Genomic DNA, 16288 nt, shown 5'->3' on the forward strand with positions numbered 1-16288 from the left:
CGACATGAGTCTGGGTTCATTCATCCGCAAGCAGTTCATCGACGTCCTGCAATGGACGGAAGACACGGACGGCGTGCTGGCCTGGCGCTATCCGATGGAAGACCAGGAAATCGAGTACGGCGGCAAGCTGACCGTGCGCGAGACCCAGGTCGCGATCTTCGTGAACGAAGGCAAGGTCGCCGATGTGTTCCAGCCGGGGCTGTACACGCTGGAAACGAACACGCTCCCGGTGCTCACGTACCTGAAGAACTGGGACAAACTCTTTCAGTCGCCTTTCAAGTCGGACGTCTATTTCTTCAGCACGCGGCTGCAGCTCGGCCGGCGCTGGGGCACCGCGCAGCCGGTGACGATCCGCGATCGCGAATTCGGCTTCGTGCAGGTGCGTGCGTTCGGCATCTACTCGTACCGGATCGTCGATGCGGGCGCGTTCCATCGCGAAGTCAGCGGCACCCGCGCGCAGTACACGGTCGACGATCTCGAACAGCAACTGCGCAACCTGGTCGTCACCGCGATGAGCACGACGTTCGGCTCGGCTGACGTGCCATTCGTCGACATGGCCGCGAACCAGTCGCTGCTGTCGCAGCGCGTCGCCGAGGCGCTGGTGCCGGTGTTCACGCGCTACGGCCTCGCGCTCGACGCGTTCGCGGTTGAAAGCGTGTCGCTGCCGGCTGAACTGCAGAAGGCGCTCGATCTGCGGATCGGCGCGGGGATGGCCGGCGATCTCGCGCGCGCCACGCAATACCAGACCGCGCAGGCGATTCCGCTCGCCGCGCAGAACCCGGGCGGCATCGCCGGGATCGGCGCGGGGCTTGCCGCGGGTGCGGCGATCGGGCAGGCGATGGCCGGCCAGATGGCGGGCGCCGCGCAACCGGCGCCGGCCGCACCGCCAGCGCCCGCGCCCGCCGCAGCGCCGGCGGCTGCCGCACCGACTGCCGCACCGGCGGAAGGCACTGACTACGTGCAGCGGCTCGAACAGTTGAAGGCGCTGTTCGACAAGGGCCTCGTGACCGAAGACGAATATTCGCGCGCGAAGGCCGAGATCCTCGCGAAGCTCACGCGGTAAGCGTCGCGCATGTTCAGTACCTCGTGCCCCCAGTGCGGCGCGCCGGTCGAGTTTCGCTCGGCGGCGGCGGTGATGGCCGTCTGCGCGTTCTGTCGCAGCACGCTCCTCAAGCGGGGCACCGACGTCGAACGCATCGGCGAACTGGCGACGGTGCTCGACGATGCGTCGCCGATCCAGATCGGCACGGCCGGTCGCTACGGCAAGCGTACGTTCACGGTGCTCGGGCGCATCCAGATGACCTACGATGCCGGTGCGTGGAGCGAGTGGTACGTCGTGTTCGACGACGGCACGTTCGGCTGGCTGTCGGATGCGTCGGGCCAGTATGCGATCACGGTGCGCGAGCCCGACGATGCGTCCGGCGGCGCATGGCCTGCGTTCGGCACGCTGGAACCGGGCATGCGGATCGACCATGGTGGCCGCGCGTTTCTCGTGTCGGACGTGCGCACCGCGCGCTGCACGGGCGGCGACGGCGAACTGCCGTTCCGCGTCGATGCCGGCTGGGCGGCGCGCGTCGTCGACCTGCGCACCGGCAACGCGTTCGCGACCTACGACTATTCCGACGCCGATTCGAACGGCGGGAGCCCGGCCGTCTATACGGGCGAAGCGCTCGATTTCGATGCGCTCGCTTTCACCGGGTTGCGCGATAGCGACCACGATACGCGCGAGAAGCGCGGCGCGGAGATGGTGCCGTTCGCGTGCCCGAGCTGCGGCGCGCCGCTGTCGTATGCGCCGAACGTGGCCGACTACGTGGTGTGCGGCAGCTGCCATGCGGGCGTGCAGTGCACGGCCGAGCAGCAGACCGTGTTCGCGGCGCAGCGCAAGCTCGAAGCGGTGAAGGGGGCGCTGGAGCTCGGCGCGATCGGCACGTTCGACGGCGTGAAGTACACGGTGATCGGGATGATGCGTTGCCGCGTGCCGGACGACGAAGAGACGTGGGACGAATACCTGCTGCTGAACCCGACGCGCGGGTTCCTGTGGCTCGTGCAGAGCGAAGGGCGCTGGGAACGCGTGCAGGTGCTCGACCAGTGGCCGACGATCGGCAGCGATGCCGACGTGACCGACGGCGACAAGACCTACCGCCTGCGCGAGGAATACGACTCGGAGGTCGTCTACGTGGTCGGTGCGTTCAACTGGCGCGTGCAGGTCGGCGATCGCACGTCGATCATCGACTACGGCTGGCAGAAGGACAAGCTGACGCGCGAGCGCAGCGACGCGGAGATCGTCTGGTCGCGCGCGCGGCCGCTGTCGGCCAGCACGCTTGCCGAACGCTTCGGCACGCCGGCGCTCGCGACGGCCGCGGCTGCGGCGGCAACCGGCGCCACCGCGTCGACGGGCCTGTTCGGCCGGAAGGGCCCGCACAGTTTCGCACCGCTGCCGCTCGTGTTCAGCGCGCTGCTCGTGATCCTGAACATGGGCGCGCTGTTCTCGTTCAGCGGCCGTTCCGTCTACCTGCTGATCGGCCTGCTGGTGCTGTGGCTGCCTGAATGGCTGTGGAAGCGCTTTGCATCGGACGGGGGCAACGCGTGATTCGGTACATCCTCTACGGCATCTACGGCCTGATCGTCGTCACGCTGTTCAGTTGTGCATCGATCGGCGGCAGCGGCTCGGGTGGCAGCGGCTGGGGCAGCTCATCGGCGCGCAGCGGATATTCGTCGTACGGGTCGCACAAATGACCGCGCGCGACGGGATCACGCCACCGCGCGCGACGTTCGGCTCGCACGTGCTGGCTGACCTGGCCGGCATCGACGCGGCGCTGCTGCGTGACGCCGCCCGGCTCGAGTCGATTCTCACCGAAGCGGCGCGGCAGGCCGGCGCGCGCGTGATCGGCGCGCATTTCCATCATTTCGGCGGCGAGCATGGCGTGACGGGCGTCGTGCTGCTCGCCGAATCGCACATCACGATCCACACGTGGCCCGAGCATCGCTTCGCGGCCGTCGATGCGTTCATGTGCGGCGCGGCGCGTGCGGCCGATGCGGTCGATGCGATCGCCGCTGCGCTCGGCACGCAGGCGCAAGTCCGGCAGCAGGTTGCGCGCGGCGGCGCGCCGACGTGAGCAGGCGATTCACTTCCTTTGCCGATATGCCTAACAGAATCCGGTGTGCCGCGTTGCTCGGCTGGGCGCTGCTTGCCGCCAACGCGGCCGCTGACGTGCCGCCGAAGCCGCCCGGGCCAGTCGTGATGGTGCACTTCGATTACTACGAGAAGGACAAGGCGCGCCTTCACGCGCTGGAGCAGCGGCTGGATCGTGCGGTGAAACAGGCGGGTGCCGGCGAGCTGGGCGAGACCGAATTGCATCGCGATGGCAACGACGGCTATCTGTACTTCTATGGCGCGAGCGCCGACCGCCTGTACGCGATCGCACGCCCGATCCTGAAATCTTCAGGATGGCTGACGGGTACAGCGGTCACGTTGCGCCGCGACGCGAGGGCGGAAACGTTCCCGTTGCGCGGGGACGGCGCACGTTAGCGCGGATGCGGTTCGAACGGCGCGGCTGGAGGAGCGGCCGTTGCGGATCGGGCCATGCAATGCGCTTTTACGCTTGCGGGTGTCGGCGACAGGCTGCCGAGGTGTCGTTGCGATGACGCATCGCACGTCGATTCATGCCCGGGCGATCGCACGTCACGACGTTCCCGCTAACGCTCGAACCGGAACGACGACACGCTGTGCAGCGTCGCGTCGTCGGTGCCGACGATACCCTGGGTATTCGCGACGGCCGCGCGCTTGCCGTTGCTCAGCACGGCCCAGTAGCAGTCGCCGCCGGCCGCATGGAAGCCGGTTTCCGGATCGCTGATGCCGCACGTGATCGTCGCGCGCATGCCGGGACGGCGCGGCGATGGCGCGTTCGGACGCATTCGAGGGGAGGTGGCGCAAACGCGCCGCGCCGTACGGCCCGAGCTCGCCGCTCAGTGCGGCAGCGCTTCGGCTTCGGCCCAGCGTTTGAACGAATCGAGACGCCGGCGCGTCTGCACGAGGTAGAACGCGCCGATCAGCGGTTCGAGCAGCCAGCGCAGCCAGGCCGGCTGGGCGCGGAAGTGGTACGTGAATTTCACTTCGGTCGTGCCGGGCGTGTGCTCGGTGAAGTTCCAGCTGCCGCTGAAGCGTTCGAGCACTTTCGGCCCGTCGACCATTTCGACGGCGGCAACCTGCGGCGGACGGTACGAGATGTAGCGCGACACCATCGTCGCGCCTGACTGGCTGCGGCAGAACGCATCGACGCCGACGTCGGCCGTCATGCCGTCGAGCAGGTAGGCGTCGGTGAGGAAGCTGTCCCACACGAGCCGCCGCGCGTAATCCTGCGACCACGTGAAGAGGCGTCTGCGATCGACGCCGACGGTGCGGCTGACTGAGATCCTCATGATGGCGGGCGCCCTGGCGCGGAGTGGGATGAAATCGAGTGTACCGCGCCAATAACCCGAGTTTCGTCAGACTTCGTCAAGTCGAGGAGGGGCTCGAACGGGCTGGATTGACGCACCTCGGGATTTCCCCTAGGATTCGTTTCAACCCTTCGGGACAGACCCGAAGCGTTTCAATCTCTTGAGGGAGCCTCATGAGTACGCAACAGAACCGGCGCTTCGACGCGCTCGTTTTCATTGGTCGTTTCCAGCCTCCGCATCGTGGTCACCTGAACGTGCTGAAGTCGGCACTGAGCCGGGCCGAGCGCGTGTGCGTGCTGATCGGATCGACCGACAAGCCCCGCACCATCAAGGATCCGTTCTCGTTCGACGAGCGCCGCCAGATGCTGGCTTCGCTGCTCGACGCGTCCGAGCGCGACCGCGTCACCATCGCGCCGTTGCAGGATTCGACCTACAACGACGGCGACTGGGTGCGCTGGGTGCAGGACGCCGTCGCGTCCGCGCTCGGCGACATCGCGCAGCGCAAGGTCGGGCTGATCGGCCACGAGAAGGACGCCACCTCGTATTACCTGCGGATGTTCCCGCAATGGGAGCTCGTCGACGTCGATGCGACCGAAGACATTTCCGCCACCGAGATCCGCGACCAGTATTTCGCCGAGCGCACCAACAGCTTCGTGCAGTGGGCCGTGCCGGAACCCGTGTTCGGCTGGCTCGAGCGTTTCCGCACGCAGCCGGAATTCGCGCAGCTGAAGTCCGAAGCCGAATTCATCGCCGGGTATCGCAAGGCGTGGGCGGCCGCCCCGTATCCCGTCACGTTCGTGACGGTCGACGCGGTGGTCGTGCACTCGGGCCATATCCTGCTCGTGCGCCGCCGCAGCGAGCCGGGCCGCGGCCTGTGGGCGCTGCCGGGCGGGTTCGTGAACCAGGACGAGCGGCTCGACGCGGCCTGTATCCGCGAGCTGCGCGAGGAGACCGGCCTGAAGCTGCCGGAGCCGGTGCTGCGCGGCTCGATCAAGGATCGCCAGGTGTTCGATCACCCGACGCGCTCGCTGCGCGGCCGCACGATCACGCATGCGTGCCTGTTCAACTTCCCGACCGGCGAGCTGCCGCGCGTGAAGGGCAGCGACGATGCCGACAAGGCGCGCTGGGTGCCGCTCAACGAATTCGCGCAGATGCGCAGCGTGATGTTCGAGGATCACTTCGACATCGCGTATCACTTCCTGGGGAAGCTGTGATCCGCTGATTCCCCGCATTCCGTCCGCCGCGACAGACGCGGCGGCACTTCAACGGCCTAGAGGAGCTCTAGCCATGCAAAACGATCTCGGCGGCTTTGCCGCGGTTCTCGCCAATCCGATCCTCAACACGGATTCGTACAAGGCTTCCCACTTCCTGCAATATCCGCCCGACGCGTCGGCGATGTTCTCGTACGTCGAATCGCGCGGCGGCCGCTACGACCGCACGGTGTTCTTCGGCCTGCAGATGCTGCTGAAGGAATATCTGTGCAAGCCGATCACGCACGCGATGATCGACGAGGCGCGCGATTTCTTCACCGTGCACGGCGAGCCGTTCAATGAGGCAGGCTGGCGCTATATCGTCGAACGCTACGACGGCTACCTGCCGGTGACGATCCGCGCGGTGCCCGAGGGCTCGGTCGTGCCGGTGCACAACGTGCTGATGACGGTCGAATGCGACGACCCGCAGGTGTTCTGGCTCGCGTCGTATCTCGAGACGATGCTGCTGCGCGTGTGGTATCCGGTGACGGTCGCGACGCGCAGCTGGCACCTGCGGCAGACGATCCGCCGCTTCCTGGAAAAGACCGACGACGATCTCGCGCAATTGCCCTTCAAGCTGCACGACTTCGGCGCACGCGGCGTGTCGAGCGCGGAGTCGGCCGCGATCGGCGGTGCCGCGCACCTCGTCAACTTCATGGGTTCGGATACGGTGCTCGGCGTGCTGGCCGCGAACCGCTTCTATCGGGAGCCGATGGCCGCGTACTCGGTGCCGGCGGCCGAGCACAGCACGATCACGTCGTGGGGCCGCGAACACGAAGCCGATGCGTACCGGAACATGATTCGCCGCTTTGGCCTGCCCGGTGCGATCGTGTCGGTCGTGTCGGACTCCTACGATCTGTTCGCGGCGCTCGATCTGTGGGGCGGCGAGCTTCGGCAGGCCGTGCTCGATTCCGGCGCGACGCTGGTCGTGCGGCCCGATTCGGGCGACCCGGTGGCGATCGTGCTGCAGACCGTGCGTGCGCTCGACACATCGTTCGGCTCGACCGTGAACGGCAAGGGGCGGCGCGTGCTGAATCGCGTGCGCGTGATCCAGGGCGACGGCGTCGACGAACTGTCGATCGACGCGATTCTGTCCGCGCTCGACGACGCGGGTTATGCGGCCGGCAACGTCGTGTTCGGCATGGGCGGCGGGCTGCTGCAGCAGGTGAACCGCGATACGCAGCGCTTCGCGATGAAGTGCTCGGCGATCCGGCGTGGCGGCGTGTGGCACGACGTCTGCAAGGATCCGGTCACCGATCAGGGCAAGCGCTCGAAGAAGGGGCGGCTCACGCTGCTGCGCAGTTTCCGCACCGGTGAGTATCGGACGACGACGCTGCCCGCCGCGTGGGACGACCGGATGCTGGAGGGCGAGTGGGAGGACGCGCTGGAGACGGTGTTCGATACGGGGCGCCTGCTTGTCGATACTTCGTTTGCCGAAGTGCGGGCGAGGGCGCACGCGGGGGAGGTGTGAAGCAGGCGGCGGTGGCGGCGTGAGAGGTTCGGGTCACTCCGTCGCCGACGCGATCGCGATGTCGTTTGGCTGCGGACTACCTTAGTGAAGGGCTCTGGATGTCGGCGTGGTGCGCGGATCGCCGCACAGGCGCCGACATCCATCGTTGCAAAGCGGCACCAGTGTCAGTCCTATCTGAAGATAGCCTTCGTAACCGGCGCTGTCTTTCGGATACGGTTTCGAGATGATGTGGGTATCGGACCAGATGTTCTCGTTCTTGACGCCGAGTTGTATCAGGTATTCCTTCAGGTTCGCCGCTCGTCGCAACGCGAGCGCTTGTGGACCGACTTCCCCGATGTAGGCGCCGGCAGTGACGATGCCACGAATCTCTGCATCCGGCCATTGACGAGCGCGAATAACCATCTCTGCAATCTTGACGCGATCCTCGTTAGGGATCGCGTCGGAATTGAGCGGGACGCTGTCAAGCATGTCTTCGGAAACGGTACACGCCGTGGATGACATCGAAAACGAGAGGCAGAACCAGATCGCGGTGCTTATCGTGCGTGCAAGAAATGTCACCACAGAATCCTGTCGTCGAAAAATGAAATGTAGCAGGCGAGACTGTCTGCATTGTCGATCGCTACATCATGGTGTGTCTGAGCCCAGTACTTCAGGCCGGTGCCGAACCCATAGATTTCGTCGTTTGAGTTGAATGTGTCGACGTAGTGCGTGCATTCATGAATCAGGACTTTCAGCTTGCAGCTGGTAGAAAGCCGAGCATCGGGGAGTGCGCAGAAGTGCGGATAAATCGCGATTATCCGCCTGTGCGAATCGGGTTTGCATACTGCTGCATCAGTGATTCCGTTGTCGGGAAAGACGGTGCACGTTACGTTTCTCTGCGTTTGCTCGTCCCACCTGATGACATTCTCAGGTTTCAGCTCCTGCATGACGCGCAGAAGTTTGGGTAATCCGGTGTCGAGTCTTCGGCGGACCATGTCATCTGATCGGCCGAACCAAGTCTGGACGCGGCGCTGTTCTTCCTGATCCCAAGCGGCGAGGCCATGAATTCGCTCACGAATCAGGACAATTGCAGCATCGCGCAGCCGAGCAATCAGGCGCCTGAATGCTTTGTTCGACATGTTTTCGCAGATTTGCGCCATGTCGAGTTCGATGGTGTGAGTGGATCCCGGTGTGGTGTTTGTATAAGTGGTTCCGACGTATATCCATTCGTCGCAGTCTTCTTGGTGCGTGGCGTCGCGTCGATCGAAGGTTTCGCTCATCGATTCGATAGTTATCCGGAGGAGGACGAAAACTATCGGCTGACGGAGGCGCGCTCGTCTATTGGACGTGTACGATTTGCGAAACGACGCAACCCAATTGACATGCTTTATCGGATGTCGGCCTGCTTGGCGGCAGATTGCCGATTCATTCCGTAGTTGTCCGCCCGATTGCCGGGCTTCATCATTCTCCAGCATGGATACGGTGGCTCGCGCCCATCCGCACGCCGCCGCGCGGCTCCGTCCAGATCCTGAGCCCGCCGCGTGGGACAACCGGATGCTCGAAGGCGAGTGGGAGGATGCGCTGGAAACGGTGTTCGATACGGGGCGCCTGCTCGTCGATACGTCGTTTGCGCAAGTGCGGGCGAGGGTGCACGCGGGGGAGGTGTGAGGCAGGCGGCGGGGCATCCCGCCGCCTCGTTCCCGTTCAGGCGGCGCTCGTGACGAGCGTGCGCAGCACGGCGTCTGCGTCGAGGTGTCCCTTCAGGACATCCGCAGGCGCCGACGCGAAGTCGATCCAGCCTTCATTGAAGCCGTCGAGCATGCGCATGCTCGGTTCGGGATAGCGCATCCGCTGCGCATCGAACAGGCCGGCCCACGTATCACGCGGGACGGCCTCGGCTTGTACGGGGCGCCCGAGCACGCGGGCGAACGCGGCGGCCAGATCGTTCGGGCTGACGCGCCGCGGTCCTTCGAGTTCGACGATGCGCGTTCCGGACCATTCGTCCTGCAGCAGGGCCGCCGCCGTGCGGCCGACGTCTTCGGTGGCAACCATCGGCACCGGGCGGTCGAGCGGCTGCAGAAAGCTGTGGATCACGCCCGCGTCGCGGGCGGTCGCGACGTCCCATGCGGCGTTTTCAAGGAACCATGCGGGGCGCAGGAATGCGACAGGCATCGGCAGGTCCCGGAACGCCTGCTCGATCATCGTCAACTGCGTCAACAGGTTCACCTGCGTCGCCTGCGCACCGATCGTCGACAGGCAGACGACCTTGCGCGGCCGCGCGGCGCGCAACGCCGCGCCGGCGGCGTCGATGACCGCGCGCGTTTCGGGGAATCCGGGCGACGGATCGAAGCAGGGCGGCAGCAGCACGAATACGCCGGCCGTGTTCGAGAAGGCCGTCGTCAGCGCGGCGGTGTCGGTCATGTCGGCGAGTGCGACGTCGCAGCCGCGCGCGGCCCACGGCGCGGCGCGATTGGCGTCGCGCGCGACGGCCCGTACGGGCTGGCCCGCGGTGAGCAATGTGCGGGCGAGCGCGCCGCCGACCTGTCCGGTGATGCCGGTAATGGCGTACATGATTCGAAATCCTCATCGAGAAGTGGAGAAGCGGCATGCCGGAACGACCGGGCTTGCCGTCGCGATGCATCGGGTTGCATGATAGGGAGCGGCGATTCCTGATGGAATCGAATCCATGTCATTTGATTGGTGATCTTTTGTCATGAGTGAAATCATGAGCATCGACGGGCGGATCCTGGCGAACGTGGGCGTGCTCGCCGCGATCGTCGAAAGCGGCAGCTTCGCGCGCGCGGCCGACGCACTCGGCCTGTCGCCGTCCGGCGTCAGCCGCGCCGTGGGCCGGCTGGAGGCGCGGGTCGGCGTACGGCTGCTCGATCGCACGACGCGGTCGGTCACGCTGACGGACGAGGGGCGTCGCCTGTACGAGGACATCGGCCCGCTGCTCGCCGGCATCGGCGACGCGGTCACGCTGGCCGCCGGTTCGGCTGCGGCCGTGCGCGGCAGGCTGCGCGTGAATGTCGACGCGTATTTTTCCCGGCGGGTGCTGGCGCCGCATCTCCCCGCGTTCCTGGCGCGCCATCCCGATCTGTCGCTTGAACTGGCGGCGCGCGAGCAACTCGGCGATCTGGTTGCGGAAGGATTCGACGTCGCGGTGCGGTTCGGTGAACCGCCTTCGTCGTCGCTGGTGGCGCGCAAGCTGCTGGAGACGCGAGCAGTGACGGTCGCCGCACCTGCGTACGTGAAACGATACGGACGCCCGGAAGCGCCAGCCGACCTCGTCGGCCATGCGTGCATCCAGATGCGCAACACGCTGACCGGCCAGCCGCTCGAATGGGTCTATCGGCTCGGCCGCAAGCGCGTGCCCGTGAAGACGACGGGCAGGCTGCTCGTCAACGACGCCGGCACGATGCTCGGTGCATGCCTCGCCGGCGTCGGCATCGCACGCTTCAAGGCGAGCGGGGTGGCGGGGCTGATCGAACAGGGGCGGCTCGTCGAGTTGCTTGCGGATTGGCGCGGTGAGGCGTTCCCGCTGTTCGCGTACTACCCGTCGCGCCACTTGCCGCCCGCGAAGGTGCGAGCGTTCGTCGATTTCGTCGCGGAGATCGTGGCGGCCGGCAGCTAGCGCGCGCCCGCCGTCACGATTCGCGGGCGAGCATGCGTCCGGTCGTGTCCGCCGCCCGCACCGCCTCCATCGCCCGCGCCAGCGCATCGAACACCGCCGGCCCCTTGCAGCGCGACACGTTGAAGCGCAGGTACGACGTTGCATTGTGCGATGCGCTGAACACGTTGCCGGGCGCGAGTACCACATCGTGGTCCAGCGCATGGCGCGCGACGCGCGCGGCGTCGAGCCCGTCGGGCAACTCCGCCCACACGAACAGGCCGCCGCGCGGCTCCGTCCAGATCCTGAGCCCGGCGCGCGTGACGCGCCGGAGCGTTTCGCCCATCGCGTCCGCGAGGCGCGTGCGCAGGCTGTCGACGTGGCGCCGGTACGTGCCGTCGACGAGCAGCCGGTGCACGACGTTCGCGCCGATCTGCGCATGGCCGAACGACGTCGCGAGCTTCAGGTCGACGAGCGCCTCGATCCATTCCGGGCGCGCGGCGACGTAGCCGCAGCGGATCGCGGCTGACAGCGTCTTCGAGAAGCTGCCGATCGACACGACCCGCGACAGCCCGTCGAAGGCCGCGAGGCGCGGCGCGGGCGTGCTCTCGAAATCCGCGAAGATGTCGTCCTCGACGATCAGCAGGCCATGTTCGGCCGCGAGCGTCAGCAGCCGGTGCGCGACGGGCGCCGAGAGTGTCGCGCCGGTCGGGTTGTGCAGCGCCGAGTTGGTGATGTACAGGCGCGGCCGATGCTCGGCGAGCACTTGCTCGAAGCGCGCGAGATCGGGGCCGTTCGGCGTGTACGGGACGCTGACGACCCGCGCACGGTGCGCGCGCAGCAGCGCCTGGAAGTTGAAGTAGCACGGATCGTCGAGCACGACCGTGTCACCCGGCTCCAGCAGCAGCCGGCAGACGAGATCGAGCGCGTGCGAGCCGCCGTCGGTCAGCATGATCTGCGTGGGTTCGGCCTGGACGCCGTGCTGCGCGAGCCGCCAGGCGAGCTGTTGGCGCATCGCGGGCAGGCCGAGCGGTGTCGCATAGTCGGTCAGCGCGTCGGCTTCGTCGCGCGACGCGGCGCGCAGCGCGCGGCGCAGGCTCTCGTCGGGCAGCCACGACGGCGGCAGCCATCCGCAACCGGGCTTCACGGACGTCGGCGCCGCTTCGAGCGACTGGCGCGACAGCCATAGCGGATCGAGCCCGCGATCGAGCTGCGGGCCGAGATCGGCAAGCGCGAGCGGCGGTGCATGCCCCGACACATAGAAACCCGAGCCGCGCCGCGCGACCAGCACGCCTTCGCTCGCGAGCCGCTCGTACGCATCGACCACGGTCGATTTCGACACGCCCAGCGCGTCCGCCATCATCCGGATCGACGGCACGCGCGCGCCGGGCACCAGCGCGCGGCTCGCGATGCGTGCGCGCAACGTATCCATCACGGTTTCCACGCGCGTGCGCGACGGGGTGGGCGGAACGGGAAGCGGGGTGGCCTGGCTCATGGCGAAGAATGAACTGTACGTCTGGTTGTCCAGTACAGTTTGTCCGAATTGTATTGGGCTGTAGCTTACGCGCATTTCGCGCGCGGCGGATCATCGGTCATCCACTTTCCCCGTTCAGGATTTCCCGTGCAAAAGACGACCGACGGATGGCTCAGCGGCTTGCTGGGCGTGATCATCTTCAGTGGCTCGCTGCCCGCGACGCGTATCGCGGTGCAGGGGCTCGACCCGCTGTTCCTCACCTTTGCGCGCGCGACGATCGCCGGCGCGCTCGGCCTGCTGCTGCTCGCCGGGCTGAAGCAGCGGCGGCCGACGCGTGCCGAGGCCGTGTCGCTCGCCATCGTCGCGCTCGGGGTCGTGATCGGCTTTCCGCTGCTGACGGCGCTTGCGTTGAAGCACGTGACATCGGCGCACGCGATCGTGTTCGTCGGGTTGCTGCCGCTCGCGACCGCGCTGTTCGGCGTGTGGCGCGGCGGCGAACGGCCGCGGCTGCCGTTCTGGATCTTCTCGATCATCGGCAGCTGCGCGGTGGCCGCGTTTGCGCTGCGCAACGGCGGCCAGGCGTCGGTGGTCGGCGATGCGCTGATGCTGGCCGCGATCGTCGCATGCGGGCTGGGCTACGCGGAAGGCGCACGCCTGTCGCGCGAGCTGGGCGGCTGGCAGGTGATCTCGTGGGCGCTCGTGCTGTCGCTGCCGCTGATGCTGCCGCTCACGTGGTTCACCTGGCCCGTTTCGTTCGACGGCGTCGATGCTGCCGCGCTGTGGGGGCTCGCGTACGTGTCGCTGTTCAGCATGCTGATCGGCTTCGTGTTCTGGTATCGCGGGCTCGCGCTCGGCGGGATCGCAGGCGTCGGTCAGTTGCAGCTGCTGCAGCCGTTCTTCGGCCTGCTGCTGGCGGCCGGGCTGCTGCATGAGACGGTGCCGCCGTCGATGGTCGCGGTGACGGTCGTCGTGGTCGGCTGCGTCGCGGGCGCGAAATACTTCTCGAAAATGGCGCCCGTGCGGCGCGCGGGCTGACGTGCGGGGCTGATCGGATGCACGGGCGCGACCTGTCGAAGGTGCGCCCGCTCACGCTCGATCATCTGGCGCGCACGCGTTACTCGAACGTTTCGAGCGCGAGCAATTCGCCGATCGTCTGCCGGCGGCGGATCAGCCGCGGCGCGCCGCGATCGACGAGCACTTCCGGCGCGAGCGGCCGGCTGTTGTAGTTCGATGACATCGACGCGCCATATGCGCCTGCATCGTGCAGGAACAGCAGGTCGCCGATCTGCGGCTGCGCCAGCTTGCGGTGCGTGACCACGCCGCCCGCGTCCTGCGTGAACACGTCGCCCGATTCGCACAGCGGCCCCGCGATCGCGAGATCGACGAGCGGCCGTTCGGCCGGCAGCGCGCCATCCTGCGTGTGCACCGACACCGCGTGGTAGCTGCCGTACATCGACGGGCGCATCAGGTCGTTGAAGCCCGCGTCGATCAGCACGAAGTCGTGCTTCGGCCGGCGGTTGACGGCCTGCACTTCGGTGACGAGCGTGCCGGCTTCGGCGACGAGGAAGCGGCCCGGCTCGATCTCGATGCGCACCGGGTGGCCGAGGTGACGCTCGATCTGCTTGCGCGCGGCGTCCCACTGGCTGAAGTAGTGACCGACGTCGACGCGCGGCTCGCCGTCGCGATACGGGATCGACAGGCCGCCGCCGGCCGAGATCGCGTCGATGTCGTGGCCGAGCGACGTGACGAGATCGACCATCGCATCGCACACCTGCGACAGGTGGCCGTAGTCGACACCCGAACCGATATGCATGTGGATGCCGACGAGCTTCAGCCCGTACTGGCGCACGATCTCGATCGCGCGCGGCACGTCGTCGATCCAGATGCCGTGCTTGCTCTGCGGGCCGCCGGTGTTGGTCTTGTTGCTGTGGCCGTGGCCGAAACCGGGGTTGACGCGCAGCCACACGCGGTGGCCGGGCGCGTGCTCGCCGATGCGCGCGAGCATGTCGAGCGAACCGGCGTTCACGGTCACGCCGTGCTTCAGCACGGCCGCGAGCGTCGGGCGGTCGATCAGGTCGGCCGTGAACACGACGCCTTCCGGCTCGCCGGCGGGACTGAACCCGGCCGCGAGGCTGCGCTCGATCTCGCCGAGCGATACGGCGTCGACGCACGCGCCTTCCTCGCGCATCAGCTTCAGGATATGGACGTTCGAGTTCGCCTTCTGCGCGTAGCGGATCACGTCGAACTGGCGCAGTTGGGCGATGCGGTCGCGGATGACGTCGGCGTCGTACACCCACAGCGGGGTGCCGTATTGCTGCGCGAGCGTCGCGAGCTGGCGGGAATCGAGGGACATGGCAGATGAATCAGGTCGAATGAACGGATAACGGCCATGATGCGCCAGATTGACTATCCAGTAAAATGCCTGTTTATCGACATTCGATTCATATTTGATATAGCAGATCATGCTCACGCACCGCCATATCGAGGTCTTTCGCGCGCTGATGGTCACCGGCAGCACGACGCGCGCGGCCGAGATGCTCTATACGTCGCAACCGACGATCAGCCGCGAGCTTGCGCGCATGGAGCAGGTCGTCGGCTTCGCGCTGTTCGAGCGCGCGCACGGCCGGCTGCGGCCGACGATGGCCGCGCTCACGCTGTTCGACGACGTGCGGCTCGCGTATGTGGGGCTTGAACGTGTCGCGGCGACTGCTGCGCGCCTGCGCGAGTTTCGTGACGGTCAACTGTCGGTGATCGCGTTGCCGGCGTTCTCGCATGCGATCCTGCCCGGTGCGTGCCGGCGTTTCAGCGAGCAGCATGCTGGCGTCAGCGTGTCGGTGGCGACGCAGGAATCGCCGGTGCTCGAAGAATGGCTGACCGCGCAGCGTTACGACCTCGGGCTGACCGAGCGCGACGTCGCGCCGGCCGGCACCGTGCTCACGCCGCTGCTCGAAGTCGACGAAGTGTGCGTGCTGCCCGACGGCCATCCGCTGCTCGCGCAGGACGCGATCGATCTGCCGGATCTCGCGGATCGCCCGTTCGTGAGCCTGTCGCTGAACGATCCGTACCGCATCCTGATCGACGAGGCGTTCGCGCAGCTCGGCGTGGCGCCGCGCTCGGTCGTCGAAACACCGTCAGCCGTGTCGGTGTGTGCGTTCGTGCGGCAGGGGCTCGGTGCGGCGATCGTCAATCCGCTGACCGCGCTCGATTTCGTCGGGCGCGACCTGCATGTGCGGCCGCTCACGCGGTCGTTTCCGTACCGGGTCAGCGTGATCGTGCCCGAGCACCGGCCGAAGAGCCTGCTCGTCGATGCGTTTGCCGACGCGTTGCGCGGCGAGGCGAAGGCGATTCGCCGCCGGTTGGCCGCGCTCCTCGGCTGACGCGGTCGTATGATCGGTGTTTCGCCGCCATCGCCGCCACTTTCCGGAATCCTTCATGACCGACGCTTCTGCTTGCCTCGAACCACCGATACTCACCGGCGAACACGTCGAACTGAGGCCGCTCGATTCATCCGACCGGCAGGCGCTGCTGGACGCGGCTGCCGACGGCCAGCTGTGGAACCTGAAGGTCACGGTCGTGCCGGGCCCCGAGACGATCGACGCGTATATCGACACCGCATTGCAGGGGCGTTCGGCCGGCACCGTGATGCCGTTCGCGATCGTCGATCGCGCATCGGGCCGCGTGATCGGCAGCACGCGTTTCTGGAAGATCGATCGCAAGAACCGCAAGCTCGAGATCGGCCATACGTGGCTGAGCGAATCGGCGCAGCGCACGCGCGCGAATACCGAAGCGAAATGGTTGCTGCTGGGCTATGCGTTCGACGTGCTGCACTGCGTGCGCGTGCAGTTCACGACCGACGAGCTGAACGAGAAATCGCGCGCGGCGATCCTGCGGCTCGGTGCGAAGCAGGAAGGGATCGTGCGGCACGAGCGGATCATGCCGGATGGCCGCAAGCGCAATTCGGTGCGCTTCAGCATCATCGACGACGAATGGCCGGAGGTGCGTGCGCGGCTGCTGGCGAAGCTCGCGACGTAACGTGTCACGCGTGAAGCGTGACGTTTGACGTGCGT

At 66.9% G+C, this 16288-nt stretch carries 19 protein-coding genes; 12 read left to right on the forward strand and 7 right to left on the reverse strand.

Annotated elements, in window-relative coordinates; genetic code table 11:
• Positions 1–4: 4 nt before the first annotated feature.
• Genes LGM56_RS02225 through LGM56_RS02245 form a run of 5 tightly spaced genes read left to right on the forward strand, consistent with a single transcriptional unit; the run spans position 5 to position 3529 of the window.
• Positions 5–1063, forward strand: coding sequence for an SPFH domain-containing protein (locus LGM56_RS02225; protein ID WP_226202532.1), 1059 nt, complete (start codon positions 5–7; stop codon positions 1061–1063).
• 9 nt (positions 1064–1072) lie between these two features.
• A complete protein-coding gene (locus LGM56_RS02230; protein WP_226202534.1) occupies positions 1073–2590 on the forward strand; it encodes a DUF4178 domain-containing protein in 1518 nt (505 codons plus the stop codon).
• Positions 2587–2736: a hypothetical protein gene (locus tag LGM56_RS02235; protein WP_155291822.1), complete on the forward strand. Its 150-nt coding sequence runs from the start codon at positions 2587–2589 to the stop codon at positions 2734–2736. The genes LGM56_RS02230 and LGM56_RS02235 overlap by 4 nt, the downstream gene beginning before the upstream one ends.
• Positions 2733–3116 carry an adenosylmethionine decarboxylase gene (gene speD, locus LGM56_RS02240; protein ID WP_089496497.1) on the forward strand — a complete coding sequence of 128 codons (384 nt, stop codon included), beginning with the start codon at positions 2733–2735 and terminating at the stop codon, positions 3114–3116. The genes LGM56_RS02235 and speD overlap by 4 nt, the downstream gene beginning before the upstream one ends.
• The gene (locus tag LGM56_RS02245; RefSeq protein ID WP_226202536.1) at positions 3113–3529 is read left to right on the forward strand and encodes a hypothetical protein; all 417 of its coding nucleotides are present in this window, start codon (positions 3113–3115) and stop codon (positions 3527–3529) included. Before speD ends, LGM56_RS02245 begins: the two co-directional genes overlap by 4 nt.
• 167 nt (positions 3530–3696) lie before the next feature.
• Here the strand turns inward: LGM56_RS02245 and LGM56_RS02250 are convergent, their stop codons facing one another.
• The gene (locus LGM56_RS02250; protein ID WP_226202538.1) at positions 3697–3879 is read right to left on the reverse strand and encodes a hypothetical protein; all 183 of its coding nucleotides are present in this window, start codon (positions 3877–3879) and stop codon (positions 3697–3699) included.
• A gap of 87 nt (positions 3880–3966) precedes the next feature.
• The gene (locus LGM56_RS02255; protein ID WP_027789550.1) at positions 3967–4419 is read right to left on the reverse strand and encodes a type II toxin-antitoxin system RatA family toxin; all 453 of its coding nucleotides are present in this window, start codon (positions 4417–4419) and stop codon (positions 3967–3969) included.
• 191 nt (positions 4420–4610) lie between these two features.
• Here LGM56_RS02255 and LGM56_RS02260 point away from each other — a divergent pair, with 191 nt between their 5' ends.
• Complete coding sequence (locus LGM56_RS02260; protein ID WP_089458618.1) at positions 4611–5651, forward strand: bifunctional nicotinamide-nucleotide adenylyltransferase/Nudix hydroxylase; 1041 nt, start codon at positions 4611–4613, stop codon at positions 5649–5651.
• Between the two features lie 73 nt (positions 5652–5724).
• The gene (locus tag LGM56_RS02265; protein WP_226202541.1) at positions 5725–7158 is read left to right on the forward strand and encodes a nicotinate phosphoribosyltransferase; all 1434 of its coding nucleotides are present in this window, start codon (positions 5725–5727) and stop codon (positions 7156–7158) included.
• A gap of 81 nt (positions 7159–7239) precedes the next feature.
• On the opposite strand, the gene LGM56_RS02270 is transcribed toward LGM56_RS02265, so the two are convergent.
• Together LGM56_RS02270 and LGM56_RS02275 are read right to left on the reverse strand one after the other, a co-directional pair.
• Positions 7240–7716 carry a hypothetical protein gene (locus LGM56_RS02270; RefSeq protein ID WP_226202544.1) on the reverse strand — a complete coding sequence of 159 codons (477 nt, stop codon included), beginning with the start codon at positions 7714–7716 and terminating at the stop codon, positions 7240–7242.
• On the reverse strand, positions 7713–8417 hold the full coding sequence (locus tag LGM56_RS02275; RefSeq protein WP_226202546.1) for a M35 family metallo-endopeptidase: 705 nt from the start codon (positions 8415–8417) through the stop codon (positions 7713–7715). Before LGM56_RS02275 ends, LGM56_RS02270 begins: the two co-directional genes overlap by 4 nt.
• 193 nt (positions 8418–8610) lie before the next feature.
• Between LGM56_RS02275 and LGM56_RS02280 the strand changes: the two genes are divergently transcribed.
• On the forward strand, positions 8611–8805 hold the full coding sequence (locus LGM56_RS02280; protein ID WP_226202548.1) for a hypothetical protein: 195 nt from the start codon (positions 8611–8613) through the stop codon (positions 8803–8805).
• A 36-nt stretch (positions 8806–8841) separates the two neighbouring features.
• Here LGM56_RS02280 and LGM56_RS02285 read toward each other — a convergent pair whose 3' ends face one another.
• Positions 8842–9708: an NmrA family NAD(P)-binding protein gene (locus tag LGM56_RS02285; RefSeq protein WP_226202550.1), complete on the reverse strand. Its 867-nt coding sequence runs from the start codon at positions 9706–9708 to the stop codon at positions 8842–8844.
• Positions 9709–9862: 154 nt separating this feature from the next.
• Here LGM56_RS02285 and LGM56_RS02290 point away from each other — a divergent pair, with 154 nt between their 5' ends.
• Entirely contained in the window at positions 9863–10771 is a 909-nt protein-coding gene (locus LGM56_RS02290) for a LysR family transcriptional regulator (protein ID WP_226202552.1), read from the forward strand.
• A gap of 13 nt (positions 10772–10784) precedes the next feature.
• Here LGM56_RS02290 and LGM56_RS02295 read toward each other — a convergent pair whose 3' ends face one another.
• A complete protein-coding gene (locus LGM56_RS02295; RefSeq protein ID WP_226202553.1) occupies positions 10785–12242 on the reverse strand; it encodes a PLP-dependent aminotransferase family protein in 1458 nt (485 codons plus the stop codon).
• 126 nt (positions 12243–12368) lie between these two features.
• On the opposite strand from LGM56_RS02295, the gene LGM56_RS02300 reads away from it, so the two are divergent.
• Positions 12369–13256: a DMT family transporter gene (locus LGM56_RS02300; protein ID WP_206139410.1), complete on the forward strand. Its 888-nt coding sequence runs from the start codon at positions 12369–12371 to the stop codon at positions 13254–13256.
• 79 nt (positions 13257–13335) lie between these two features.
• Here LGM56_RS02300 and lysA read toward each other — a convergent pair whose 3' ends face one another.
• Positions 13336–14574, reverse strand: coding sequence for a diaminopimelate decarboxylase (gene lysA / locus LGM56_RS02305; protein ID WP_226202555.1), 1239 nt, complete (start codon positions 14572–14574; stop codon positions 13336–13338).
• Positions 14575–14683: 109 nt separating this feature from the next.
• Between lysA and LGM56_RS02310 the strand changes: the two genes are divergently transcribed.
• Both LGM56_RS02310 and LGM56_RS02315 read left to right on the forward strand, forming a co-directional pair.
• The gene (locus LGM56_RS02310) at positions 14684–15598 is read left to right on the forward strand and encodes a LysR family transcriptional regulator (protein WP_089427034.1); all 915 of its coding nucleotides are present in this window, start codon (positions 14684–14686) and stop codon (positions 15596–15598) included.
• A 55-nt stretch (positions 15599–15653) separates the two neighbouring features.
• Positions 15654–16253, forward strand: a complete 600-nt coding sequence (locus tag LGM56_RS02315; RefSeq protein ID WP_089496510.1) for a GNAT family N-acetyltransferase — start codon at positions 15654–15656, stop codon at positions 16251–16253.
• Positions 16254–16288 lie beyond the last annotated feature (35 nt).

Origin of the sequence: Burkholderia sp. AU38729 (assembly GCF_020419725.1) — a bacterium.
Lineage (GTDB): Bacteria > Pseudomonadota > Gammaproteobacteria > Burkholderiales > Burkholderiaceae > Burkholderia.